General features: G+C 55.0%; 15 protein-coding genes, 1 tRNA gene and 1 pseudogene. 11 read left to right on the top strand and 6 right to left on the bottom strand.

Annotation, left to right across the window (positions count from 1 at the left end; genetic code table 11):
* Window positions 1-3 precede the first annotated feature (3 nt).
* From RBB82_RS20180 to RBB82_RS20150, 7 genes are read left to right on the top strand one after another with little or no spacing between them, the layout of a single operon-like run.
* The gene (locus tag RBB82_RS20180) at window positions 4-1,506 is read left to right on the top strand and encodes a B12-binding domain-containing radical SAM protein (RefSeq protein WP_433972532.1); all 1,503 of its coding nucleotides are present in this window, start codon (window positions 4-6) and stop codon (window positions 1,504-1,506) included.
* On the top strand, window positions 1,507-2,904 hold the full coding sequence (locus RBB82_RS20175) for a B12-binding domain-containing radical SAM protein (RefSeq protein WP_433972531.1): 1,398 nt from the start codon (window positions 1,507-1,509) through the stop codon (window positions 2,902-2,904). It begins immediately after the preceding gene.
* Entirely contained in the window at window positions 2,901-3,719 is an 819-nt protein-coding gene (locus tag RBB82_RS20170; protein ID WP_433972530.1) for a class I SAM-dependent methyltransferase, read from the top strand. Before RBB82_RS20175 ends, RBB82_RS20170 begins: the two co-directional genes overlap by 4 nt.
* Entirely contained in the window at window positions 3,716-4,714 is a 999-nt protein-coding gene (locus RBB82_RS20165; RefSeq protein WP_433972529.1) for a class I SAM-dependent methyltransferase, read from the top strand. The genes RBB82_RS20170 and RBB82_RS20165 overlap by 4 nt, the downstream gene beginning before the upstream one ends.
* Complete coding sequence (locus RBB82_RS20160; protein ID WP_433972528.1) at window positions 4,711-6,174, top strand: B12-binding domain-containing radical SAM protein; 1,464 nt, start codon at window positions 4,711-4,713, stop codon at window positions 6,172-6,174. Before RBB82_RS20165 ends, RBB82_RS20160 begins: the two co-directional genes overlap by 4 nt.
* A complete protein-coding gene (locus RBB82_RS20155) occupies window positions 6,171-8,123 on the top strand; it encodes a methyltransferase domain-containing protein (protein ID WP_433972527.1) in 1,953 nt (650 codons plus the stop codon). Before RBB82_RS20160 ends, RBB82_RS20155 begins: the two co-directional genes overlap by 4 nt.
* Window positions 8,107-9,138 carry a radical SAM protein gene (locus RBB82_RS20150; RefSeq protein WP_433972526.1) on the top strand — a complete coding sequence of 344 codons (1,032 nt, stop codon included), beginning with the start codon at window positions 8,107-8,109 and terminating at the stop codon, window positions 9,136-9,138. The genes RBB82_RS20155 and RBB82_RS20150 overlap by 17 nt, the downstream gene beginning before the upstream one ends.
* A 17-nt stretch (window positions 9,139-9,155) precedes the next feature.
* Here RBB82_RS20150 and RBB82_RS20145 read toward each other — a convergent pair whose 3' ends face one another.
* Window positions 9,156-12,431: a protein kinase domain-containing protein gene (locus tag RBB82_RS20145; protein ID WP_433972525.1), complete on the bottom strand. Its 3,276-nt coding sequence runs from the start codon at window positions 12,429-12,431 to the stop codon at window positions 9,156-9,158.
* A 256-nt stretch (window positions 12,432-12,687) separates the two neighbouring features.
* Here RBB82_RS20145 and RBB82_RS20140 point away from each other — a divergent pair, with 256 nt between their 5' ends.
* Window positions 12,688-13,503 (top strand): HAD family hydrolase, encoded by an 816-nt coding sequence (locus RBB82_RS20140; protein ID WP_433972524.1) that lies wholly within the window; start codon window positions 12,688-12,690, stop codon window positions 13,501-13,503.
* A gap of 172 nt (window positions 13,504-13,675) precedes the next feature.
* Here the strand turns inward: RBB82_RS20140 and RBB82_RS20135 are convergent.
* The 4 genes and pseudogenes from RBB82_RS20135 to RBB82_RS20120 form a co-directional block, all read right to left on the bottom strand.
* Window positions 13,676-14,316, bottom strand: a pseudogene (locus tag RBB82_RS20135) (glycosyltransferase).
* Window positions 14,317-14,352: 36 nt separating this feature from the next.
* The gene (locus RBB82_RS20130; protein ID WP_433972523.1) at window positions 14,353-15,972 is read right to left on the bottom strand and encodes a TylF/MycF/NovP-related O-methyltransferase; all 1,620 of its coding nucleotides are present in this window, start codon (window positions 15,970-15,972) and stop codon (window positions 14,353-14,355) included.
* Window positions 15,973-16,012: 40 nt separating this feature from the next.
* Window positions 16,013-17,326 (bottom strand): tetratricopeptide repeat-containing glycosyltransferase family 2 protein, encoded by a 1,314-nt coding sequence (locus RBB82_RS20125; protein ID WP_433972522.1) that lies wholly within the window; start codon window positions 17,324-17,326, stop codon window positions 16,013-16,015.
* Between the two features lie 134 nt (window positions 17,327-17,460).
* Window positions 17,461-18,804 (bottom strand): tetratricopeptide repeat-containing glycosyltransferase family 2 protein, encoded by a 1,344-nt coding sequence (locus tag RBB82_RS20120; protein WP_433972521.1) that lies wholly within the window; start codon window positions 18,802-18,804, stop codon window positions 17,461-17,463.
* Between the two features lie 327 nt (window positions 18,805-19,131).
* Between RBB82_RS20120 and RBB82_RS20115 the strand changes: the two genes are divergently transcribed.
* The 3 genes from RBB82_RS20115 (at window position 19,132) to RBB82_RS20105 (ending at window position 22,752) form a co-directional block, all read left to right on the top strand.
* Window positions 19,132-21,567, top strand: a complete 2,436-nt coding sequence (locus RBB82_RS20115) for an Orn/Lys/Arg decarboxylase N-terminal domain-containing protein (protein ID WP_433972520.1) — start codon at window positions 19,132-19,134, stop codon at window positions 21,565-21,567.
* Between the two features lie 223 nt (window positions 21,568-21,790).
* Window positions 21,791-22,477 (top strand): lipid-binding SYLF domain-containing protein, encoded by a 687-nt coding sequence (locus RBB82_RS20110; protein WP_433972519.1) that lies wholly within the window; start codon window positions 21,791-21,793, stop codon window positions 22,475-22,477.
* A 190-nt stretch (window positions 22,478-22,667) separates the two neighbouring features.
* Window positions 22,668-22,752: transfer RNA gene (locus RBB82_RS20105), tRNA-Leu, on the top strand.
* Window positions 22,753-23,265: 513 nt separating this feature from the next.
* Here the strand turns inward: RBB82_RS20105 and RBB82_RS20100 are convergent.
* Window positions 23,266-24,876 (bottom strand): MFS transporter, encoded by a 1,611-nt coding sequence (locus tag RBB82_RS20100; protein WP_433972518.1) that lies wholly within the window; start codon window positions 24,874-24,876, stop codon window positions 23,266-23,268.
* Window positions 24,877-24,917: the final 41 nt, after the last annotated feature.

Here is a 24,917-nt window from a genome sequence, read left to right as displayed (position 1 = left end):
TCTGTGGCAGATGTACTGATCACCCACTCCTACCATCTCCCCTACGACCCCAAGCAGGTACGTAAGATGCAACCGTATCCGCCGTTGGGTACGCTTTACGCGGCCTCCGCTCTAAAAGCTGGGAACATCTCCGTCTCCGTTTTCGACACAATGCTCGAAGATCCTGACGTCCGCTTTGCGTCGGCTCTTGAACAGCAACAGCCTCGACTCGTGGTCATCTACGAAGATGACTTCAACTTTCTCTCAAAGATGTGCCTGACTCGAATGCGTGAGCTCGCATGGCAACTTGCGCGCGAGGCGCAGAGTGCCGGGGCCGTCGTTATTGCACATGGCTCCGACGCAACCGATCAAGCTCAACTCTATCTACGCAACGGAGTCGACTTTGTTTTGCTGGGAGAGGCCGAGCAGACGCTGGTCGAGCTTTGTTCCGCGCTTCTTTCTCATTGTCCATATTCAGACATCCCAGGCCTTGTGTATCTCGACCCTGCAGGGAACTCCGTGCAGAGTCAGGGTAAGGCGCCAAAGAACGTCTCATGGAACGCACTTCCAAGGCCCTCTCGCGAACTTATCGATCTCGAACCGTATCGCCAGGCGTGGAGCGCGGCACATGGTCATTTTTCCACCAACGTTGTGGCCAGTCGTGGATGTCCCTACCGCTGCAACTGGTGCGCCAAGCCAATCTCCGGAGACAAGTTCCAGATCCGTCCCGCACATGTTGTCGCAGCTGAGATACGCGAGTTGAAAGAGGTGTACGGTGTGCAGCACATCTGGTTTGGAGACGATGTATTCGCTCTAAATCATCATTGGGTACAGGAGTTTGCCGATGAGATTGAATCGATGCGGTGCAGTTTGCCGTTTAAAATCCAGTCTCGCGCAGATCTTATGACTCAAACGACCGTGGCAAACCTGAAGCGAGCGGGATGCGCGGAGATTTGGATGGGCGTCGAATCTGGTTCTCAAAAAGTGCTTAACGCGATGGACAAGGGATTACGTGTTCCCGACGTTATCGTTGCGCGAGCTCGTCTCTCTGAAAATAGCATCCGCGCATGCTACTTTCTACAGTTCGGCTATCCGGGAGAGACATGGGAAGATATACAGCACACCATCGAACTCGTCCGGAATACACGACCGGACGACATTGGCATCTCGTTTTCGTATCCACTCCCCGGCACCATTTTTTACGAGCGAGTTCAGGCACAGATTGGCGCAAAACGGAATTGGACCGACAGCGATGATCTCTGCGTTATGTTTTCTGCGGCTTATCAAGACGAGTTTTATAGAGCACTCAGAAACGCACTCCATGCAGAAGTCGACTCATGGAAAAACAGCGACCCTTCATACCAGAGCGCTGATCTAGCTTCTCTCTGGCAACAGGTATACGACCTCGAACCGATAACTAGAGTCCCCGAAGCGACCACAATCTCCTTCGATGAAACGAAAGAAGACCGCGACGACCAAACGTTTGTTCCCATCCAGAGTTTAACTTCAGCAGCGAGGCAAATCTAAATGGCCGAGCTTCTCCTCACCCACGGCTATTTTCTCTACGAGGATCCGAAGGAGCTTCAAATCCTCAAGCCCTATGCCCCTCTTGGAATTTTGTATCTGTGCTCTCATCTTCGGAAACAGGGCTTCGATGTCGATGTATTCGATACTACCTTTTCCAGCCGGGAAGCACTCTTCAAACATCTCCGCACTGAGACGCCGTCTGTCCTTGGTATCTACGCAAACCTTATGACGCGCAGCAACGTCGTGGAGACACTGAAGGTGGCGCGGGAAGCAGGCTGGAAGACCATCGTCGGTGGCCCGGAACCGGGCGCGTACGCATTGGAATATCTGCAGGCAGGAGCGCACTACGTCGTCTTTGGCGAAGGTGAGCTCACCATGCAGGAACTACTCGAAGCCTTTCGCGCCGGTGATGCAAGTTCTTTTACTAGTGTTGCGGGACTCGCGTATCTCGACTCAGCCGGAAATATGCACGAAACAGCGCCGCGCAGCCAGATAGCCGATCTCGATAGTCAACCGTGGCCTGCACGTCATGCCATTGATGTCGGACGTTATGTCAAGACCTGGCGCGATGCACACGGCAAAGGTTCCGTGAACTTCATCACCGCCCGAGGATGTCCCTACAAATGCCGCTGGTGCAGTCATCAAGTCTTTGGTCAGACACATCGTCGTCGTGATCCGCTCCTCGTTGTAGACGAAGTGGAGTGGCTGCTTCAAACCTACACGCCTGACATGGTCTGGGTCTCAGACGACGTCTTCACGATTAACCACAAATGGCTTCGAGACTACGCGGCAGAGATGCGCCGACGCGGCCTGCGCATTCCCTTCGAGTGCATCTCACGTGCCGATCGGCTCAACGCAGAGATGCTCGACGTCCTTGCCGAGCTTGGCTGCTTCCGTATTTGGATTGGCTCAGAGAGCGGCTCGCAACGCATCCTGGACTCGATGGATCGTGGTGTCAAGATCGAGCAGGTGCAACAGGCAGTCGCAATGAGCCGCGAACGAGGGATCGAGAGCGGAATGTTTCTCATGTGGGGCTATGAAGGCGAAGAGTTGGACGATATCGAGGCAACGATCAAGCACGTCAGCGTCTCGAAGCCTGACATCTTCTTCACCACTGTCTCTTATCCCATCAAAGGCACACCTTACTACAAGAAAATCTCCGATCGACTTGTCCAACTCAAGCCATGGGGAACAAGTTCCGACCGCGAGATCAAGATCAAGGGACGACACTCGCAAAAGTTTTATAGCTACGCAGACAAACTCCTGAAGGATGAAGTTCAGCTGGCTCGCTTGGCTGGCACACCAGCGGCTGAATCCGACGTCGCAGCCAGCCTGCGCCGAGAGATCCAACTCGCTCGTTCAGGCCTGCACTCTACCCGCATGGAGGTAGAAGCATGAGCCCTGCCGCAACAGCTCAGCCGCAAGCTATCCAGGCATTTGATCAACTAGCTGAAGGTTATGATGACCTTTTTACGAAATCACTGATAGGCCGCGCTCAGAGAACTGTCGTCTGGAATGTACTTACACAGATCTTCCAGAGTGGTGACCACGTCCTTGAGCTCAACTGCGGCACAGGCGAAGATGCTCTCTTCCTTGCACGCAACGGCATCTCTGTTTTTGCCTGTGACGCGTCCGAGCGGATGATTCAAGTTGCCAGCCAACGTCTCTCTGTGGAAGGTCTGGATACGAGTGTGCAGTTCAGCCTGCTGCCGACGGAGCACCTCAGCGAGATTGAGTGTCCAACTATGTTTGACGGCGCTTTCTCAAACTTCTCGGGGTTGAACTGTGTCGTTAATCTAAGACAGACAGCTGGGGACCTTGCGAATTTGTTACCTGCTGGTGCTCCACTCTTGATCTGCCTTTCGACACGTTTCTGCATCTCCGAGATCGTCTGGTTTCTTGTTCACGGAGAGTTCCGCAAAGCATTTCGGAGATGCTTCGGCCACGCTACCGCTACAGTCGGCCAGTTTACCGTGGATGTCTATTACCCAACCGTGCGGCAGCTTCGGGAGTTATTCTCTCCTTGCTTCACACTTCAATCAGTCACGGGCATCGGCGTTACCGTCCCGCCGTCCTATGTCGAGAGCTGGATTTGCAAGCATCCCAGACTGTTAGGTTTTTTGCGTGCAACTGACGCAATCGTCGCAACTCGTCCTTGGTTTCGTGTACTTGGCGATCATATGCTCCTTCGTTTTGAGAGAGTGCAGGCATGATTATGACAAGTCATTCAGAAGCCGCCGCCGCTACCATTGTTCAGCACAAAGGTTTGTGTCTGCAATGTCCACGCTGCAGTGGATGGATCGGCCATCTCCCAAAGACAAACGCTGCCGATACAACCTTTGTCTGCTCAGACTGCTGTTTGAAGTTAGAGTGCGAGCAGGGTATCTGGAGATCGCTACTGCCCGAGCGCGCTGATCATTTCTCGCGCTTTATCAGGGACTATCAATTTATACGATCAGCCGAAAATCGCGGTAGCGCGGATGCAGAATACTATTTCAACCTGCCCTATCGTGACTTATCGGGTAGCAATAGTCAGCAATGGGCGATACGGGCCAAGACCTTTCTCTACATCAAACGAAATATCCTGCCCAGTCTGCGTCCAAGCCTGAAGAGGTCTTTGAAGATCCTGGATCTCGGTGCAGGTAACGGCTGGATGAGTTATCGTCTTGCACTCGATGGCCACTCACCAGTTGCGGTGGATCTGCTAACCAACGACCGCGATGGCCTCGGCGCGGCTGCGCATTACAGGAAGCATCTTCCAACGCTCTTCCCACGTTTTCAAGCCGAATTGGACACACTCCCCTTCACCGACGATGAATTTGATCTGGTCATCTATAACGCCTCATTTCATTACTCCGAGAACTATGAAAAGACCGTCGCGGAGGCCCTGCGCTGCACCTGCGCTGGTGGAACGGTTCTTATTGCTGATACACCCTGGTACAGCAATGAGGAGAGCGGCGAGCAGATGGTCGCTGAACGTCGTCTGGTTTTCACCGAGCGATATGGCTTTCCATCTGACGGACTCAAAAGCCTCGAATACCTTACGGATCAGCGACTACAGCGAACCGAGGCATGCTTCGGCATCCGCTGGCAGACACTCACTCCGAACTACGGAGTTCGCTGGTCAATGCGGCCGCTGCTTGCAAAGCTACGCGGGAAGCGCGAGCCATCCCGATTCCGAATCTACACTGCCAAGGTCCGAAAATGATCCTTCTCTATAACCCGCGTGCTACTAGACCGCGCAACCGCCGTCTCCCCCTCGCTGTACTGGCTATCGCAGCAGTGCTTGAAGGTCGTGAAGACTACGAAATCGTTGACGGCAACGTTGATGACAACTCGACCGCCACTATTCTTCGACTCATAGAGCAACACGATGTCGAGTTGCTCGGCGTCTCCGTAATGCCAGGCCCGCAGATGGTCGCAGCGATGGAGGCGTCGCGCGAGATTCGTCGTGTTCATCCACACGTCAAGATTGTGTGGGGAGGTTACTTCCCTTCTGTCTATCCCGACGCGGCGCTGAATGCAAAATATGTCGACTACATCGTTCGCGGGCAAGGGGAAGATACCTTTCTCGAGCTCCTCGACGCGATGCGTGGAAAACGCACCTTTGAATCGATCCTCGGCCTGTCCTACAAAGACATCTTTGGCCTGCCAAGGAACAACGCGGAACGCCCGATGAAGGGGCCGGATGAGTTCCCCTGGTCGCCCTTCCATAAACTTCCGGTGGAGAAGTATCTACGTCCGTCTTTCTTTGGCAAGCGCACCGCAGTACACCATGCCAGTATCGGCTGCCCTTTCAACTGCAGCTTCTGCGGCGTGCATGCAGCCTATGGGAACAAAGAGCGCATGGAGTCCCCGGAACGTACCGCCGCGATTCTCACCCATCTCGTGACGAACTACGGTGCCGACTCCGTTCAGTTTTACGATATGAACTTCTTTCTCAGAGAGGATCACGCTCTCGAGTTAGCAAGACGTATCGAACACCTCAATCTTCGATGGTGGTGCGAGGCTCGTGTCGATGTGATGTCACGCTACTCCGATGAAACCTTCGCCGCCCTCAAGCGAGCCGGTTGCACCATGATCTTTTTCGGAGCGGAGTCCGGCTCCGATTGGGCCCTCAAGGAGATGAAGAAAGGTATCACGACAGATCAGACCGTGACGATAGCGGAACGAACGAAAAAGTTCGGCATCATTCCAGAGTTCTCCTTCGTCATCGGAAATCCCGGCGACCCTGAACGAGACACACGCGAGACCCTGGCCTTCATCCGCCAGCTGAAGAAGATCAATCCCGACTCTGAGATCATCATCTATCACTACACGCCGGTGCCTCAACCAGGAAACATGTATGGCGATATTGACGGCCAGATTGCTTGGCCATCCACGCCAGCCGAATGGGCCAGCAAACAATGGATGGACTTCACCTTGCGCATTGACACTCAGGCTCCCTGGCTGAAACGCAAGACAAAAGATCTTATCGACAACTTCGAGATTGTCGTTGGGTCACGCTGGCCCACAGTCCAGGACATCCGCGCTCCAAAATGGAGCCGGGCACTCTTGAAGGCCCTGAGTTCCTGGCGTTACGCTTTGCGCATCTATCGTTTTCCAGTCGAACTTCAGTGGGCCAACCAGTTGATTAATCTCCGCAAACCAAAGCGAGAAAGTTTATGAATGCGGCTGCGGTTTCTCCTTCAGAAGCCTTCGATACATGGGCGCAGGTCTATGACGAGCAGCCGAATCCGCTGCTGCTGCTGGAGCAACGCTTTCTCAGCCAGATGCTCCCAGACGTCGGTGGCCTCGACGTGCTCGATGTTGGTTGCGGCACTGGCCGGTGGCTGCAGCTTCTGGCATCTCATGCCCCCAGGAGCCTAATTGGCGTAGACGCATCCGCCCAGATGCTGCACCGTGCTGCAACCAAGCTTGGTCCGGCAGCAGATATACGTCTCGGCAGTTGTACCGCTTTGCCGGTTCGGGATGCCACTGTCGATTTAATCATCGCCTCTTTTGTTCTTAGCTATCTTGAGAATCTGGATACGTTCGCACGCGAACTTCACCGAGTTACTCGTCCAGGTTCCAACGTGTTTCTAAGTGACATGCACCCCGACACTGCTATCTCCTGTAATTGGAAGAGGTCATTCAGGGTAAATGCCACAGAAGAGCAGATACCTGCCAATCGTCACTTCATCCAACAGATCATTGCGACCTTTCAAGCCTGGGGATTCGAGTTACTAACGCTCATAGAGCCGCACTTCGAGTCGCAGGAAAAGAAGGTCTTCGAGCAAAACGGAAGGATCGAATCTTACGAGGCATCCGTAGATCTCCCTGCCATCTACATCCTCCAACTACGAAAGAAAGTGACAGTAGTTCCACGCGCTCAAAATCAGACCGAGAGGCCCGAGCCTCTTTGTCTTTCCGGGGCCAGCTACGCGCTCGGTTCAGAAGCTTCTACCGTTGCAACTATCGCGATCGAGCGCGGCCACATTCGTTCTATCTCAAGCAGACCTGGCCAACAGGTAGAAACCTCATCATCCTTGAGCGACAGCATCGATCTACCCGGATATCTCCTGTTACCTGGACTCATTAATGCGCACGATCATCTTGAGTTTGCTCTCTTCCCCAACTTGGGCGCCGGGCCCTATCAAAACTCTACGGAGTGGGCAAAAGAGATTCACCGAACATGTGCGGCGGTCATCGCACGTCATCGCAAAGTACCAAAGCCTGTTCGCCTGTGGTGGGGAGCGATCCGTAATCTAGTCTCCGGCGTAACGACCGTCTGTCATCATAACCCGCTCACACGGGAGCTACTTGCGAATGACTTTCCTGTCCGCGTACTCTCACGGTTTGGCTGGGCACACTCGCTTGCGATGGATCCGGATCTTCTACACAACTACGACCACACTCCGCCGAATCTGCCTTTCATCTTGCATGCCGCGGAGGGTGTTGATGCAAAGAGTGCGCAGGAGATCTTCGATCTGGACCGCATGCAGGTACTTGATGACCGCACAATACTAGTACATGGCCTCGCGTTGAACAGAAAAGCTATGGCTCTGCTCAATCAGCGCCGCTCCGCTCTCGTGGTCTGTCCAACGTCGAATCAATTTCTTTTTAAGAGCGCACCTTCTTCCACCTTGATTAAGACGCTCAACTCAGTTGTTCTGGGCAGCGACTCTCCAATTACTTCGGCAGGCGACCTTCTCGATGAGATCAAGTTCGCCCGTAACGAGATTGGTGTCGATGTGGACTCCTTGTATGAAATGGTCACTGCACGATCGGCCAGTGTATTGCGTCTCCGCAGTGGAGAAGGGCGCCTTAGGCCAGGTGCAATAGCGGATCTCATTGCCGTCCATGACAAGGGCCTGACTCCCGCTCAAACCGTTGCTCACCTCACCTTCGACCAGGTCGAGCTGGTCATTCTGGGTGGACGAGTCCAGCTTGCAAGTGCGCCCCTCTATGCACGTCTTCCCGATTCGTTGAAGGCCGGGCTACAGCTACTCGTCATTGAGGGTCACGAGCGATGGCTCCGCGCTCCAGTCGAAGATCTACTGGCTCAGGCTAGAAAATCGATAGGCAGAGATCTCCGTCTTGGAGGAAAGAGGGTGGATCATGCCGGTTCTGCATGAAACAGCCGCGGCGTCCTCGCCAACAAGGCCTGCGTCTACTATCGCGTCATTGCCGATTCTCATCCTGAATGCCCACAGCTTGTGTAACTGCCGCTGTGTCATGTGCGATATCTGGAAGCGCGAGAAGAAGGAGCAGATTCGAGCGGAGGATCTCAAGCGGCATCGCGCCTCCATGCAGAACCTTGGAGTCAGACACGTAGTTCTCACCGGTGGTGAGCCTCTATTGCACAACGATCTTGCAGCGCTCTGTAACTTTTTTCGCGATCAGAAGATTCACCTGACCCTCCTGACCACGGGTCTTCTACTTTTAAAGCGTGCCGAGGAGGTGGCCGCACTCTTCGACGATGTCATTGTCTCTATCGATGGGCCGGAGGAGATTCATAACGGTATCCGTCGCATCAACGGAGCCTACGATCTTATCCGAAGAGGCGTGGCTGCCGTCCGCAGTTACAACCCGTCACTTCCGATGACCTGCCGGACTACCGTACAGAAGGCCAACCATCGTCACTTGCTCGCGACCGTCGATGCGGTAAAGGAGCTAGGACTGGACTCTGTCTCTTTTTTGGCCGCCGATCTCACATCAGAGGCCTTCAACCGCCCGCTCCTATGGCCTGGCGAAAAGCAGAGTCAGATAGGTCTAAGTAATGAGGAGGCGACCGCTCTTGAAATTGAAATCGAACTACTCATCGAAAGATACGAAACCGACATTCGATCCAAATTCATAGTCGAATCTCCTGCAAAACTAAGGAGAATCTCGCGGCACTTCCGCGAACACCTGGGACAAATCCATCCGGAAGCTCCGGTCTGCAACGCTCCCTGGGTCTCCTCTGTTGTTGAGATCGACGGCTCCGTGCGGCCATGTTTTTTTCACCGCTCCGTCGGTAATATAACTGCCTCAACACTGGAGGAGGTTGTCAATGGAACCGCGGCTCGGGAGTTTCGCCAATCACTCGATGTTGAAACCAACGCAACCTGCCAAAGGTGTGTCTGCTCACTGAACTATCGCCAGGATTAGCAACAAGATCGCTAGAGCTACTTGCTTCTAACGGATGCCTCGTTCATAAGCGCCTGCTTTCGATCCGAGTGGTCCCAGAACCTCACGAACTCTTGATACGCCTTGACGCTTTCGGGTTTATTTCGACTTGCTGCATAAGCACGCGCTTCTCCGAGCTCAGCCATTGGAAAGATATTGCCCTGCAGAGCCCACGCGCTACCATGGCGTGCCAGCACAACTTGAAAGTCTAAAATGGCCGGCGACGTCTGTCCCAACGCCGCGTGAGCCACCCCTCTCAGATAAGGTGTCATTGATATCGCGTCATATTTACTTAGATCATTCAGAGTCTGGATACTTCTTGCCGGCTCGTTCACTCCAATTTTAGCGGCAGCCTGCAACTCCGGCACGTAATACTGAGCCACTGCGGTGTTCTGCGGAAAACTTTGCGTCATCGCGACTATCGTCTTCTCCGCATACGGTTCATCGCCGCAGAGAGCAGCCGCCATTCCTGCATTGAAGCTCGCAACAACGCCCTTCGGCAGGCTTCTAACCTCATCGGCCATCTGCAATGCCGCGGTACAACTCTCCGCGAGTGCTCGATCTAACGCTCCCTGTGCTAACAGATATGCTTGTGTTCCTGCGAGATCGTGCACAACACTTGCTGAAGCGGCCGTCGTTCTCCAGATCTCCCTTCCTTCGCTCAGTCTCCCCGTGTTGTCCATGTAAAGACCGTAGCTATTCCATTCAGCGTACGAAACCTGCGCGCCTGTCTCAGCAGGCGCCTCTTCTTTAAGAGCATGCCGCATCCCATCGACCTGTCCAGCGACCAAGTCGTCTCTCCCTACCAGATACCCAGCCGTCAACGCATTTGCACTTCCAAAGACTCCGGCTCTCTTAGCCTCCGCCTCCAGTTTCAACACATCGTCGTACCTGCCCAGTCCGATCAAAGCAAGCTCGGCCTCAGCGTAAGTCTGCGCATCGAATGGATCTCTCCCATATCCCTGCTGAGCCATCTTCAATGCCTTGAGCAGATCGCCTTGTGTACGCAGAACCAGCGCGCCTCCCTTCATCCCGTCAACGTCAAGAGGAAATCGTGCAATATAGTTACGAATCGTATTTGCAGCCTGGTCTGTGTCTCCACTGGCATTCATCTCATAGCTGAACTTTGCCAGCAGTTTTACCTTTTCGTCTGCATGTACTGACGCGTCTCGTGCCGCAGTAGCCGCATTCGCCGCCGCCACCTCGGCCTTCTCATCGTGATAAAGCCATGAAAGACGCAGTTGCGCCTGCACAAAACCTGGATCGAGCACTGCAGACTGTTGATATGCCATCAGAGCATCGCGCCATCGTCCGTCTCGCATCGCGACTTCGCCCATCGCGTATGCGTGCAGTGCATCGACCTTCGGCGACGCATCTCTTTCCAAAGAAACGCTCCTCCGTAGGTCTGCCTTGCTATCCTCACTTACCTCCGCTCGCACCGCCTTTGCCAGTCTGCCAATCGCTGCTGGAATCTCTTCCCTGCTGGCAGCCGTCTCCTCCAGGCTCGCAACTTGATCGTTCGAGTCGGCCTCCAACACTTCGACGCTGATCGTGTATGGCGCCTGGGGACCAGTGATCTCACCATAAAGGTATGCTCTTGCGCGCACCTTTTGCGCAACTCGCTGTTCAGGCATCGTTGTCACATTGCCGCTTTCGGCCTTAATCTGCCGAAGCCCGGCGCGGTAGGCCTCGCCGCCAAGCAAATCCAGAGACTTAGACTGTCGCAGCGCAATCTCAAGCCCTTCCATTACCGTCCCATCCAGAGCTTTGTCGGACGTCTTATTTTGGATCACCGTCAACAACAGACGATCGTTCGATTCCAATACAATAGGTCGAAAGAATCCGCTACGTGCCAGTAAAAAAACTCCAGCAACGGCGACGATAGCTGCTGATACAGCAAGTCCCATGCGTATCCGCGCCCGCGCTCTTCCGGCGTGCTCCTCGACCAACTCTCTGATTTCATCGGCATCCGCAAGGGACCCCGGTGAAGCAAAATGCAGACCATCCTTCACACCATACTCAACCTGACTGATGAGAGATCGCGAACCCCACGATTGCCCCGCAACCAAAGGATCGCCATCGGTATCCTCCTCTGCGGCATTGATAGAAGGATCGCTACTTCCGGCGGCGGGATTAAATATATGCGGCTGTGTCTCGCCACTCTCGACCTTTACAGACCCTACCGCCGAAGACGAACTTCTTCGCTCGGCCGCGCCACGGTCTCTCTCCGTCACGGCCTCCCACCGATCTCTACGGTCGAAACTCGAAGCGGAGGCATTCATCGCGGACTGTTTCTCTCCTTGCGCGTCACCGAGTGCCCGCCCAGCCTTGCGTCTCCGGCGGCGGGCCACAGGATCGGCTGTGCGAACCAGGGGAACCGCTGAAATCACTCCTTTGTGAAGCCATCTTCCGCGCGCAACCTTCTCGCCAACTCTTATCAATGCATCGTGCAACTGCGGCGCCGTCTGAAATCTTGCTCGCCGATCCTTCGTCATCAACTTCAGAATCAGCCGCTCAAGATCACGTGGGATCGAATCGTTCCAGTCACGCACCGGGTCTGGTATCTGATTGAAGAGCTGCACAAAAGCAAGCGCACTGGTTGTCCCTTCAAACGGTATCCGCCGAGTTGCCATCTCATACATCACAACGCCAAGTGAAAAGAAATCGGACCGCAGATCCAGGGGCTCGCCTCTTGCCTGCTCCGGTGACATGTACGCCACCGTTCCCACGGTCGCACCCGCCAGCGTCAGATCCAGCGAACGAGACTCCCATCCCCCACGCATCTCGAGCCCGATCTTCGCCAGCCCGAAGTCCAGCACCTTAGCCTGGCACTTTCCATTCGGCATCTTCACCAGGAAGATATTTGCTGGCTTGATATCTCGATGCACAATGCCCTTAGCGTGCGCGACCGTCAGTGCATCTGTAACCTCCACGGCATACCGGACGATCTCGTCGGCCGATAATGCTCCGCGGGCGATGCGGTCGTTCAACGTCTCACCCTCAAGCAGCTCCATCACAAGATAGGGATCACCATCCTGTTCGCCTATATCGAAGATCGTGCAGATGTTTGGATGATTCAATCCCGAAGCGGCCCTGGCCTCCTGCAGGAAGCGCTCGCGCATGCCTGGCATCTTATAGCTGTCCTGCAGAATCTTTACCGCAACCTCGCGATGCAGACGTTCATCCCACGCACGAAAGACAATGCCCATGCCTCCGCTGCCCAGTCTGCCCAGGATCTCGTACGGTCCGAACCTCTGGCCAGCTTCTGGAATCATGCCTCTGGTTCGCCTTCTATCCGGCACTTTATTGAGTGGCTTCCAAGCGGATAAACCTCTATATAACTTCATCATAAAGGCAACACCTGCAGGTTTGCAGAACTACATCGCAAAGTTCCACACTCGACAACCACACTACTTTGGGCCCGTAGATTATTGGGATGGATTTGGCATCCGGTACACGAATGCTGAGTCGTACCCATTACCCATTCTTATCAATCTGGCATACCAAAGAACAGGGAGACATCCCCCAACCGTGCCATACCTGTATGCCAACCGTCGTCCAAAACGCCTTAATACATGGCTTCCCCGCACAACTTATAATCAGCCTGTGACCGCTCCAGACCAGACCGCCCAATCTTCCGAGACTACTCGTCGGCACGCACGCCAGACACTGCTCATCGACGCTGACGACACTCTCTGGGAAAACAACATCTACTTCGAGCGAGCGATTACCAGCTTCATCTCTTATCTCGATCACCGCATTCACACCGCAGAAGAGGTTCGCGAACATCTCAATCGCGTCGAGCACGACACGGTCAAGTCACACGGTTATGGCCTCCAGAGCTTTCGCCGCTCCCTCGTCACCTGCTTCGAGCAACTCACGGACGCGCCAATCACCGACGAAAAGCACAGGCGCATCGAAAGCTTCGCCCAGTCCATCGCGGATCAGGAGATAGAGCTTCTGCCGAACGTCGACACCACACTCGCCAACCTCGCCACTCGCCATCGCCTTATTCTCGTCACCAAGGGAGACCAAGACGAGCAGATCGACAAATTGCACCGCTCCGGACTCGCCCCGCACTTCAGCGCGGTAGAGGTACTTCCGGAAAAACATCGCGAAGCCTACCTATCCCTCGCAACCAACCACGGATGCGACGGGTGCAATACATGGATGATCGGCAACAGCCCACGCTCCGACATAAACCCTGCCCTCAGTGCAGGACTGAACGCCATCTTCATCCCTCACGACTTCACGTGGGTCCTCGAACACGAGATCGTTAACCAGCCTCCTGCAGGGCGGCATCTACTCGAACTCGCCACCTTCGCCGATTTGGCAAGTCATTTTTGAATAGCACCGCCATGCCGCCAGCGATTTCGCCCTAAGCCGATGAAGCATGCACCCTCAGAAGCATGTCGGAGTTCGGAAAACGCAGTATGCCCGTCACAGCAATCTGTCTCGCGACCTTCGACTGCTGAAGGCTCAATCGCAATGCCGCAGCCTGCCTCGGTCGCGTCGTGCTTCAAAGCCATAAGTGCGGGTTGTTCGGAGCCTCTTTTACCGCCAGTTTCGTTATCGCGTAGTAGTACTCCTGCTTCGCCGCAACCTCGGTACCGAAGTGAAGAACGTCGATATTAGAATCACGATACTCAAAACCAGCAGCAAGAATCTGTGACTCGACCCCTTCGTGAATTCGTCCAGCAAAATAGATTTGCGGGTGGCGACGAAAGAGCCGACAGTTGCAATGTTCCGCGTGGGACAGAGCAACCTTCGCTCGTTGGCTGCTGTCCTTATTCTCTCGCGACAAGGAACCGAGCATACCTGTGATGCGGTCTTTGAAATAATTTCGGAAGGTCAACGTATATCCGCTGATGCGTTCGCTGCACTCCAGTAATGTGGAAATCATCCGCTTCGCCTTAACGGTGAGCTCTTCATCCGCGTCCAATACAAGCACCCAATCTGTGCTGATCGGCGCGAGAGCCACGTTCCTGGCCTCGGCGTAGTGATCCGTCCACGGACATGTAACGACAAGCGCGCCAAATTCCTGGCAATCTCCACAGTATCGTCGGTTGAACCGGTGTCTGCGATCACACTCTGATCGACCAGAGAGCACACGCTTCGAAGACAGGAGCGCAGATTCCCTCCACCATTCTTCACAATCATAGAGAGACCGATCGTCGCCATCCTCATCTCCTAGAGCTATGCCTTTGTCCCTTGCAGCGACGCGGACTTGCGCCAAAACACGCCGTATCCATCAATCGGATGGATAGGATCAGTAATCTTTCGATTCGCACGGAACTCAAGAATGGCTGTCTGGCACCCTTGTACGGCCCCAAAGTCATCCACGATGATGAACCCACCTTCAGAGACCTTATCGTAGAGGTTTCTGAGAACGTCCATCGTGGACTCGTACATATCCCCATCGAGCCTGAGCACAGCCAGCTTGTCAATTGGCGCGTGTGGAAGCGTATCAGAAAACCAGCCTTGCAAGAACCGAACCTGCCCATCGAGCAAACCATATTTATTGAAGTTTGATTTTACCTTCTCAATTGAGACCGCAAGTTCAGCAAAGGTATGATGCTTGTCTCCGGAGTCGGCCGCGATCTCCGCTTTAGGTTCTGGCAATCCACAGAATGAGTCCGCAACCCAGACGTTGCGATCGTTCACGCCATGTGCCTGCAGCACGGCGCGCATCATGATGCAAGCCCCGCCGCGCCACACCCCAGTCTCCATTAAATCTCCCGGGACTTCGTTCTCAATAACAAACTCCGAGATCTGGCGCAGGTTCGACATCCTCCGATTCCCAATCATGCTATGAGCCTGCAGCGGCCAGTCGCGACCCAGCTCCCTCAGTGCCCTGTTGAACTGATGAGGCGACCAATGGTCCTGGTTCGGATCTTCATAGATGAGATTGATGACGCACCGTTGCACCATATCCAGATACAAACGTCGCAGCTCTTTCGTCTTTCCAGCAGAACTGTCTATCAACTGCTGTGCCGGAATCACCCGGCCAAGGATCTGCGCTAAACTCCGTCCAGAAAAGTATTCAAACCCTCTTTGCTCCAGTTCCCTTCTCTTCTCATCGTTACGAAGAAGCTCCAGACATCCTTCAACGAGGGTCTCGCTGGGAAAAATGGCGACAGCATTGCAATAGGCGCCCATGTCCGGCGAGGGCTCCGAGACGACTGCCTTCGAGTTGGCCAGCAGATACGAGACTCGAACGATCTCAAAGAGCTTCGTCTCAAGGCAGTGAATGTTCAAGACAATCTTGGACCGAGAGATCAGCTCGTCGCGCTCTCGTCCATAGACACCAAAGGCCGCATGCACCTTAACGCCTGCCTTCCGCAGCTCTTTCAGTAAACTCAGCCGATGCTCATTCATCGAACCATAGAAGAGGACGTCAATATCCTGTTCCGGCCGCGATACGATTCGCCGCAACTCCGGAGCATATCCAACCTCCACCAATTGCGGAGGAGATGAACAGCCGACCTCAATCCACTTCACGATATTCAGCGGACTGTAGTCCCAGATTTTAAATCTCTTCGCTAGATCCAAGTAGTTTGCAGAGAGCGGTGCAGCGCCCAATTGTTCGAGGTTGTAGATGACCGAGCCAGCAGGCAGCAGCTTTTCCTCATGTGGTTCCAGCAGGTGAGCCCCAAGAATAATATTAATTGCATTCGGATCCACCAGATTGTCCAGTATTAGAGCCTCATGTCCGAGGCTGCGCAATCCGAACTGCAATGTCTCTGCGATCTCCCGAAAACATTCACTATGGATGTAGCCTTCAGGTTTAATGACGGTAATGACATAATTTTGCATGTTCTTCCTTATCTAACTGGGATTGGCGTGTCTCTTCCGGCTACGCCTGCATCTTTCGCAACGAAGTCGACTCCGGAAATAGAGTTAGGCCGGACTCGACGAGTCTCTGGGCCTGATGTGGTTGTTTAACTCGAAAGCGTAAAGCCGCTGCGCGAGCAAATAGCTTCTCCCCAACGAAGTTCTCCAACACTGCCTCCGCTGCATCTGCCGCAGCGACTTCATCTCCTGCGACGAGGCATGCTTTTACCAGCCGATCGTGAGACTCGACCACGTCAGGAGCCGTGGCGATGGAGCGGCGCAGCAACTCCATGCCGGTAGAGTGGTTTCCAAGACGTACCTCGACATATCCCAGCTGGCTCTCCAACGATGATCGCCACACGCTAAGAGCTGGGTCTCTCTCACAGACTTCAAGAGCTTTCAGATAAGAGCTTCGTGCGTCGGCAAGGCGGTTCAGGTCGTGAAGAATCTTTCCTTTGAGGTGATTCTTCTGCATCCCGATATCTCCGACGTCGTCCAGATTGGACAGCACCTTGAGCGCATCTTCCAGCTTCCCCTGGCGATAAAGAATCGCAGCGATGAAGTAGAGAGGCAGAGCGAGATGCGACAGAGTGAAGGCCTCCGTCATGCAGCGCAGCGCCTTTTCGTCATTGCCCTCGTGAAATTCAGCAAGTCCGAGAAGATACCACGCATTCACATTCAGCGGCTCATCCTGTACCTTGCGATGCCCAAGCTCACGGTAGTAGGTCTGTTTGCGCGTCCGGGTCTGCTCGTCCCAGAGACGTCCGTAGTGCCGTATCCTCCCGGCCGATTCCATTATCTGCATACCGAGCGCACGAATCTGCTCATTGACGATCTCATGGACGCACCCCGTATAAAAGACTTGGGGATGTCGCCGAAAGAGTCGCACGCATGCAAATTCCTTATAAAAAGGTGCCGATCTCGCGCGTTCAGCATCATCGTGATTTTTTTGGCTGGAAGTCCCTTCCAGATAAACAAAAGGGGTGTGAACATAGCTGCGGATCCACAGCGTGTATCCGCCTGTGTCCTCTCCCGAATCCACCAGACGCCTTATCTCCACCAGGGTTTCCGGAGGCAACTCCTCGTCTGCGTCCAGCACCAGAACCCAATCGGTCGTGACAGGCGTCAACGCCGAATTCCGTGCTGCCGCGAAGTCATCGCACCATGGGAAATTCACAATGGTTGCTCCAAACTCTCTCGCAATCGCGACGGAGTTGTCAGCCGATCCGGTATCGGCGATAACAATCTGATCAACGAGTGTCCGCGCGCTCTCAAGACACGAACGAAGGCCCTCGCCACCATCCTTCACAATCATCGACAGACCGATCGTTGCCAATCCACACCTCCCTTCGCGATAGATCAGTCTGCAAGTCAACGCCCAATGCGCTCGCGCGAAGATTAAGCATCTCTAAAAACAGTGAGGACGAGGAACCGCATTAGCCGAAAAAAACGGGTGGCGAACGATCCCAGCTATCGAGTTCTGATCTCCATCTTCATCTTCTGGAGCTCGATCGATTCAGGAAACATCTGCAAACCGGCATCAGCTAAAGCTGCAGCGCGGTCATACTCGTTGAGCCGCGCCCTCAGGGCCACCGCACGTCGAAATAGTTTTTCATTCGCGATGTACTGTAACGTTGACTCAGCCACATCAGCGGCTGAACGATTGTCTTCTCGCAGGACATACGCATTCACCAGCCGTTCGTGATTCTCCATCCCGTCACGAGATATATCTGCAGCATGGTGAAGCTTGCGAAATCCCGCCGTACACAACCCAAGTTGCACTTCGATATAGCCCAATCGGCTTTCTACGGACGCCTTCAAAGCATCCGGGTACGCGCAACTGCTTATCTCCACTCTCTCCTGAGCCAGCAGATACATCGTCCGCGCCTCATGCAAGCGTCCAAGCTGATACAGTAGATCCCCAAGCGAACGCATCTTGGTAATTCCCCAATCGCCTGAGTCCGGAAGGTGGTTGAGCGCCTTGATTGCAAGCTCATAGCGCTTTTGTCCCTGATGGATCGCACCAATCATCGACCACGCCTCATACTCATTCGCGTTAATCGTTACAGCCTCTTCCGCGCATCGCAGCGCCACATCCGGATTTTCGAAGTACTTCGCCTCTTCAAGCGCCAGTTGCACCCACAGATGCGGATAATGGGGAGTCTCCTTCACTGCCATCCACAGAAGCTTGCGGTAGTAGGCTTGCTTCCCCCGATAACTCTCCTGCCCAGCGAGAGTCCCAAAGTGAAGAATCCTCAGATTCGAATCAACGCACTTATACCCTGCAGCAAGAATCTGGAGCTCAACGCTCTCATGAATTCGCCCGGAAAACTTGACCCTCGGCTCGCGGCGAAACAGGCGACCGAGCATGTGTTCCGCGTACGACTTCGCATTCTTTGCCCGCGGGTTGCTGTCGTTGTTCACGCGCGAAAGCATCCCACTCACGCCGGCGAGGGAGTCAGCAAAGTAATTTCGTATCGGTAGCCGATATCCACCTATGTCCGCGCCGCTCTGCTCAATCAACTGCGGAATGCCTCGGGCGGCTTCGATTGAGAGTTCTTCATCGGCATCGAGCGACAATACCCAATCCGTCGTCACCTTTTCCAGTGCGGCATTGCGCGCTTCGGCATAATGATCGGCCCACGGGATTCGAGTGATGGTCGCGCCGAACTCTGTTGCAATCTCCACCGTGTTGTCTGTCGATCCCGTATCTGCGATGACAATCTGATGGACAAGGGATCGTACGCTCTCAAGACAGTAACGAAGGTCCTCCCCGCCATTCTTCACGATCATCGACAGCCCAATCGTTGCCAAAGCACGCCCCCTCGTCACGATGCAATCTGCATACGGATGGCCATCGCCAAGATTCGCGTATTAGCAATCTCTAAAAATCTCGGGTAAAAGTATGTTCGGAGCTACCAACCGACCAGCAGTCCGCATCCACCGCGCTCGTAAGGCACTCGGAAAGCGAGCAAGCTCTGGTTTGTGGCATTTGCGCCAAACGTACCTGCGTCAACTGCACCTGCCCGTGACAAATCTCTAGTTTCCTGACATATTTCGCAGAACATTCACAACCCAAAAACCTCCCGCAAAACTTCCCTGTAACATCTAAGAGTCGAATAAAGAAGTCGTGAGAGGTGTATGAGCGAAGGTCGTTGGGTCTTATTGATTGCGAGTGAAGTTGGTGGCACGGATTCGGTCTCGGATCGCGCCATGGAGCGTTTGGTCGAGGCAATCCGTCTTGAAGGCTACGAGGTCGTCCGCACCTCGACGCCGGAGGATGGTCTCTCTCTGGTCACATCCGATCCGTCGTACAGCGCGATCCTTCTGGACTGGGACCTCGAAGGGGAGAACCAGTTCGCCGAGGGTGCCGCACTGGCCATTCTTCGCGCCGTCCGCCGCCGCAATAAAAAAATTCCAATCTTCCTCATCGCTGACCGCACCCTCGTCAGCGAGCTTCCCCTCGAAGTCGTAAAACAAGTGCACGAGTACATTCACCTCTTCGGCGACACCCCCGCCTTCATCGCCAACCGCGTCGACTTCGCCGTCGAGCGTTACCACGAGCAACTCCTTCCCCCGTACTTCCGCGAGCTCAAGAAATATAACGATCAAGGCGCCTACTCCTGGGACGCCCCCGGCCACATGGGCGGCGTCGCTTACCTTAAGCACCCCGTCGGGATGGAGTTCCACAAGTTCTTCGGTGAAAACATCATGCGTTCGGACCTCGGCATCTCCACTGCGCCGCTCGGCTCGTGGCTCGATCACCTCGGACCTCCCGGCGAGTCCGAGCGCAACGCCGCCCGAATCTTCGGCGCCGACTGGACCTTCTACGTCCTCGGTGGATCGTCGACCTCCAACCAGATCGTCGGCCACGGTGTCATCGCCCAGGACGACATCGTCCTCGCTGACGCCAACTGCCACAAATCCATCTGCCACTCCCTCACCGTGACGGGCGCCCGCCCCGTCTACATGAAGCCCACGCGCAACGGCTATGGCATGATCGGCCTCGTGCCAATCAAACGCTTCAGCCCCGAGTTCATCCGCGGCATCATCGACAAGAGCCCCCTCACCACCGGTGTCCCCAACCAGAATCCAACCTACGCCGTCGTCACCAACTCCACCTATGACGGTCTCTGCTACGACGTAAATCGTGTCGTCACTGAGCTTTCAAAGTCCGTCCCGCGCATCCACTTCGACGAAGCCTGGTACGCCTATGCCAAGTTTCACGAGATCTATCAAGGCCGCTTCGCCATGGGCGTTCCAGATGACATGCCTGATCGCCCGACCATCTTCGCCGTCCAATCGACGCACAAGATGTTGGCCGCGTTCTCCATGGGCTCCATGATCCACGTCAAGCTCAGCCCTCGCGCGAACCTCGACTTCGATCAGTTCAACGAATCCTTCATGATGCACGGGACCACATCGCCCTTTTATCCCCTCATTGCATCACTCGACGTTGCCGCAGCCATGATGGACGAACCGGCTGGCCCCACTCTGATGAGCGAGACCTTGCAGGATGCTATCAGCTTCCGCAAAGCGATGTCGTCGATCGGCCACCGCCTCCGAGCCGCCGAGCAGGGCTGGTTCTTCCGCCTCTACCAGCCCGAGTACGTCTTCGATCCCCTCGACGGTCAGACCTACCTTCTCGAAGAAGCCGCCGACGGCCTCCTCACCAACCGCTCCAGTGCCTGGACTCTCAAGGCCGGCGAGGAGTGGCATGGCTACCAGGATGAGGACATATCAGACGACTACTGCATGCTCGATCCCACCAAGGTTACGATCCTTGCCCCTGGCGTCAATGCCCAGGGCGTCATCAGCGACTGGGGCATTCCCGCAGCCATCGTCACCGAGTTCCTCGACGGTCGCCGCGTCGAAATCGCCCGCACCGGCGATTACACGGTGCTCGTTCTCTTCTCGGTCGGCACCTCCAAGGGCAAATGGGGCGCCCTGCTCGAGAACCTTTTCGAGTTCAAGCGCCTCTACGACTCCGAAGCCCAGCTCGAAGAGGCCCTCCCCGAGCTCGTCTCTCGCTACCCGACCCGCTACCGCAATGTCACCCTCAAAGAACTCTCGGACGAGATGCACGCGGCCATGGTTCAGCTCAATCTCTCGGGTCTCGTCAACGACGCCTGTGACGAAGACTTCGATCCTATCCTCACCCCGGCACAGACCTACCAGAAACTCCTGCGTCACGAGACCGAAAAGATCCGCTTCAACGAGATGGCTGGCCGCATCGCCGCAGTCATGCTGGTTCCCTACCCACCAGGCATTCCCATGTCCATGCCTGGCGAACGTCTCGGCAGCTCCGAAAGCCCAGTTATCAAGCTCATCCTCGCCATGGAAGAGTTCGGCAAGCGCTTCCCCGGCTTTGAGCGTGAGGTTCACGGCATCGAGGTCGACTCCGACGGCAACTACTGGATGCGCGCGGTCATCGAGTCCACCGGGAAGAAGAAGAACGGGAACGGCCACGGAAAGCAGCGTCCACCAAATGCAGCACCGCCGGTCAAGAAGAAAAAGCGCGCCACCACCTCCACCACGCCGGTCAGTCCCGGGGACGGGCTCGGTTCAGAGAGGTAATCTCTTGACTGTTCAAAAACGTATACCCGAACGGCCTCTTCTTGCTTTATAGTAGAGGCCGTTTTCTCTCCTAATGGCATTGGTGGCCAACTCATTTTTAACCCCATGCCTAGTATTTCTACTAGTACCGTTTGCGCCGAATGAACGGTAACTTGATTGCAGCAAACTTGACACGCGGCAACCGCTGCTGCGCCCTGAAAACAAACCAAAAGAGGTCGTTACGATGAAGAAATGCCTGCTTCTCGCTCTGGCGTGCGCTACGGTGGCCCTACCGGCCGTTGCCCAAAACAAAATTGACAATCGTCTGGGCGACTCGGCCGAAGTCCTGAGACAGTTCCTCGCCAAAACCGACGGGATACCTCAAAATCTCCTTAATAAATCAGCTTGCGTCTTGGTCTTCCCCGCCGTAAAGAAGGTCGGAATCGGCCTCGGCGTAACCTATGGTCGCGGCGTGATCGCCTGCCGCTCCGGCGCCGACTTTAACGGCAAGTGGTCGGCCCCTGCGATGTACAAGTTGGACGTCGGCAGCCTCGGCGTGCAGCTCGGTAGCTCTTCCACAGACTATGTTCTCGTGGTCGAGACCAATGTGGGTGCCTCGAAGATCCTCTCGGGCAAACTCAAGCTCGGTGCGGATGCAACCGCTGTCGCCGGCCCAACCGGAGCGAAGGCAGTCGCCGCCAACGATCCGAACGTCGACGTCCTGACATACTCCCGAGCCAAGGGTGGATTGTTCGCCGGCGCTTCAATCGCCAGCGCATCCATGGACACTGACGATGACGCCAACGCTGTTGTGTATGGCAAACCCGTCACCGCATCCCAGATCGTCCGGGATGGAGCGGTTACCATCACCGCCTCAGGAAAAGCACTCGACAGCGTCCTCACCAAGGCGTCACCGAAACGTATTCAGTAGTCACCGGAACGAAACCGCAAACTGCCTCTTCTCAATCAGAAGAGGCAGTTTCTTTTTGCCCGCTCGCCTCCTTCCTGCAACACTGCTTGGACACAGCCCAAATCCACAGCTACAAGAACCGCCTTCGGATGCTATACTTACCTTCGGATTGCTTACCGCACCTCGCGCTCACCAGGCGTTGAGAGATAGCGCGGAGGTGGCGAAATTGGCAGACGCACTAGCTTGAGGTGCTAGCGCCGCAAGGCATAGGGGTTCAAGTCCCCTCCTCCGCACCAATCCTTAGATTCAATAAGATACGAGACGGCCAGCCCTAATCGGCTGGCCTCACTTTTTGTTACTGTCACGGTTTTTGTCAAGGTTGTAAGACAAGCAATTTCGCTGCGGTCTATATTGCGCTGTTGAAATCTGCTACATCGTTTACTAGATCCGAGTCGCCTAGGCGTGATGCTCTCTTTGAACTCAAGCTGGATGCATTCAACGCCGTATTTCTAACAGCTCGCTCCTCGACCGAACCCCACCGCAGCCCATCCTTTGCACCCCTTCTTGACCAAGATGGGACATCTATCTCGATGAACTTCTTGAAATCAGGCCCCGAATACATAGTGACCTGATCGTGCACGTCCTCGTACAACCAGTTAAAGAAGGTGTCGAGCGACTTTTTCTGTCATGGCAAATATTTAGGTTTCTCGATCCCTAAGGGGCAGAGCGGTCTGGATGATCGAGGGACCGCCAACGCAGACGGAGCAACTCGCTCGCCTTAAGTGTTTCGGTCATATCGATGCTCGAATTCATTGCATCTTGCTAAGGTCGTTGAAGGTGATTTTGCCTGGCCTTAGAAGCAGCATTAGGAGGAGATAAGCAATCACCACCCACACGATGAGGACGAATCCATCTGAAGTCGCAAGTGTGTACGCCTGCGCCCGCACTTGCAGGCCCAGAATAGCGGCTGCACGTTGCTGTGCCTCTAGCCCGTCGGTGGACCGCGACCGTACTCCGCCTGCCAGCATCCGCAGTCGCTGATCGGTGAGCCAACTGCCCCTTTGGACGTAGAGCCCCAGCATGTTGGAGTGAAACTGCTCCCGCACGGCAATGAAGCGAGTCATAGCAGCTACGCCGATCTGGCCGCCGAAGATTCGCATCAGGTGCATGAATCCGGAGAATGTGGCGATGTTAGAGGCGCTTGTGAGGGCGCCCGATTCGAGCGCTTCCAGGACAATGCTGCTCACCAAACCGATGTATGCGCCTGCCAAGCCGAGGGACAGCAGAAGCTCCACTATTTCGAAGGTATTTCCCGACCAAGAAGTATCCACGTGGGACCAAATCCAACAGCATATCGCGCCCACAGTGAGCCCAAGCGCCAGGACCAGCCGCGAGCTCGTGTAGATGATGATTGTGGCCACCAGCCACACCACCGTAAACATCGGCAGGGCCACCCAGACAAGCGTTTGTCCGGTCTCCAGCGCCCGGTAATGTTGGATGTTGCCGAGGAAGCCTGGTACGAGCACAATCGTGGACAGGTGCATGAACTTGAACACGAAGATGGATGTGGCGAGAATGATGATGTTCCGAGTGCTCAGAAATTTGAGGTTTACGATTGGATTGGGCTGGACGACACGTCTCAGTATGGCTGCCCCAAACAGAAAGAGTCCCGCGACGAGCATGCCGACGATAGTACTGGAGTTCAGCCAGTCCAGCCGCTGTCCTTGATCCAGAGCCCCGTATAAAAGAGCAAGGCTTAAGCTGAAGTAAATGAACCCGTGCCAACTCGGCTTGGGGTCTGCATTGGTCCGGCGCGGAATTCCGAAGTGAACACAGACCATCATCAATGGAGTGAACAGTGCGGCAGTCCAGAAGATCCAATGCCAGGAAAGATGGTCGATGTACCATCCCTCCAAGAACGAGGCAATGTTGCTGACGAAGACGATGTCCGCGGCATAGGCTGCGATGCCAAAGATGACCAGCCGCTTCGGAAGGTTGGTCAACACGAAGGTCATCGTGAGTGAGTAGAAGGTGCCTGACGCGAGACCTGCGACGACTACCAGCGCCATCATCACCTGGTAGTTCGGCGCAAACGGTAGCAGGTAAGATGCGGTCGTGAAAATCGCGGCAGCGGGTAGCAAAATTCTGCGCGGACCCCAAAAGGCGTTGAGAAACACGACAAATACGCCGCTGAACATCGTCGCCATGTTGAACGCGGTTGGAAGCCAGGATGCATCATCGAAACTGATGCCGAGAGCGCCTCGCAGATCGGGGAGACCGACGCTCAGTAATCGGCTGGTCAGCGTAGCGAGGGCCGCGCCCAGAAAGACCGCCAAAATTCCCACATAGGGGTTCGTGGTGGATTGGGGCGGAACCGATATTTGGGGGGGAGATTGAGCTGGGGTCTCTGAAGTCGTCATTTAGGAAGTCTCCGTCACCGATCAGTTCCATTTACGAAACA

Source organism: Tunturiibacter lichenicola, assembly GCF_051013355.1.
Taxonomy (GTDB): Bacteria; Acidobacteriota; Terriglobia; order Terriglobales; family Acidobacteriaceae; genus Edaphobacter; species Edaphobacter lichenicola_F.
Note: the sequence above shows the minus strand (reverse complement) of the source record. Positions and strands in the feature narration are given on the sequence as shown.

What these genes read in the sequence shown, in the direction of transcription:
- RBB82_RS20175 (WP_433972531.1), top strand. Translation starts at nt 1,507, where the DNA reads ATGGCCGAGCTTCTCCTCACCCACGGCTATTTTCTCTACGAGGATCCG.
- RBB82_RS20170 (WP_433972530.1), top strand. Translation starts at nt 2,901, where the DNA reads ATGAGCCCTGCCGCAACAGCTCAGCCGCAAGCTATCCAGGCATTTGAT.
- RBB82_RS20165 (WP_433972529.1), top strand. Translation starts at nt 3,716, where the DNA reads ATGATTATGACAAGTCATTCAGAAGCCGCCGCCGCTACCATTGTTCAG.
- RBB82_RS20160 (WP_433972528.1), top strand. Translation starts at nt 4,711, where the DNA reads ATGATCCTTCTCTATAACCCGCGTGCTACTAGACCGCGCAACCGCCGT.
- RBB82_RS20155 (WP_433972527.1), top strand. Translation starts at nt 6,171, where the DNA reads ATGAATGCGGCTGCGGTTTCTCCTTCAGAAGCCTTCGATACATGGGCG.
- RBB82_RS20150 (WP_433972526.1), top strand. Translation starts at nt 8,107, where the DNA reads ATGCCGGTTCTGCATGAAACAGCCGCGGCGTCCTCGCCAACAAGGCCT.
- RBB82_RS20145 (WP_433972525.1), bottom strand. Translation starts at nt 12,431, where the DNA reads ATGATTCCAGAAGCTGGCCAGAGGTTCGGACCGTACGAGATCCTGGGC.
- RBB82_RS20130 (WP_433972523.1), bottom strand. Translation starts at nt 15,972, where the DNA reads ATGCAAAATTATGTCATTACCGTCATTAAACCTGAAGGCTACATCCAT.
- RBB82_RS20115 (WP_433972520.1), top strand. Translation starts at nt 19,132, where the DNA reads ATGAGCGAAGGTCGTTGGGTCTTATTGATTGCGAGTGAAGTTGGTGGC.
- RBB82_RS20110 (WP_433972519.1), top strand. Translation starts at nt 21,791, where the DNA reads ATGAAGAAATGCCTGCTTCTCGCTCTGGCGTGCGCTACGGTGGCCCTA.
- RBB82_RS20100 (WP_433972518.1), bottom strand. Translation starts at nt 24,876, where the DNA reads ATGACGACTTCAGAGACCCCAGCTCAATCTCCCCCCCAAATATCGGTT.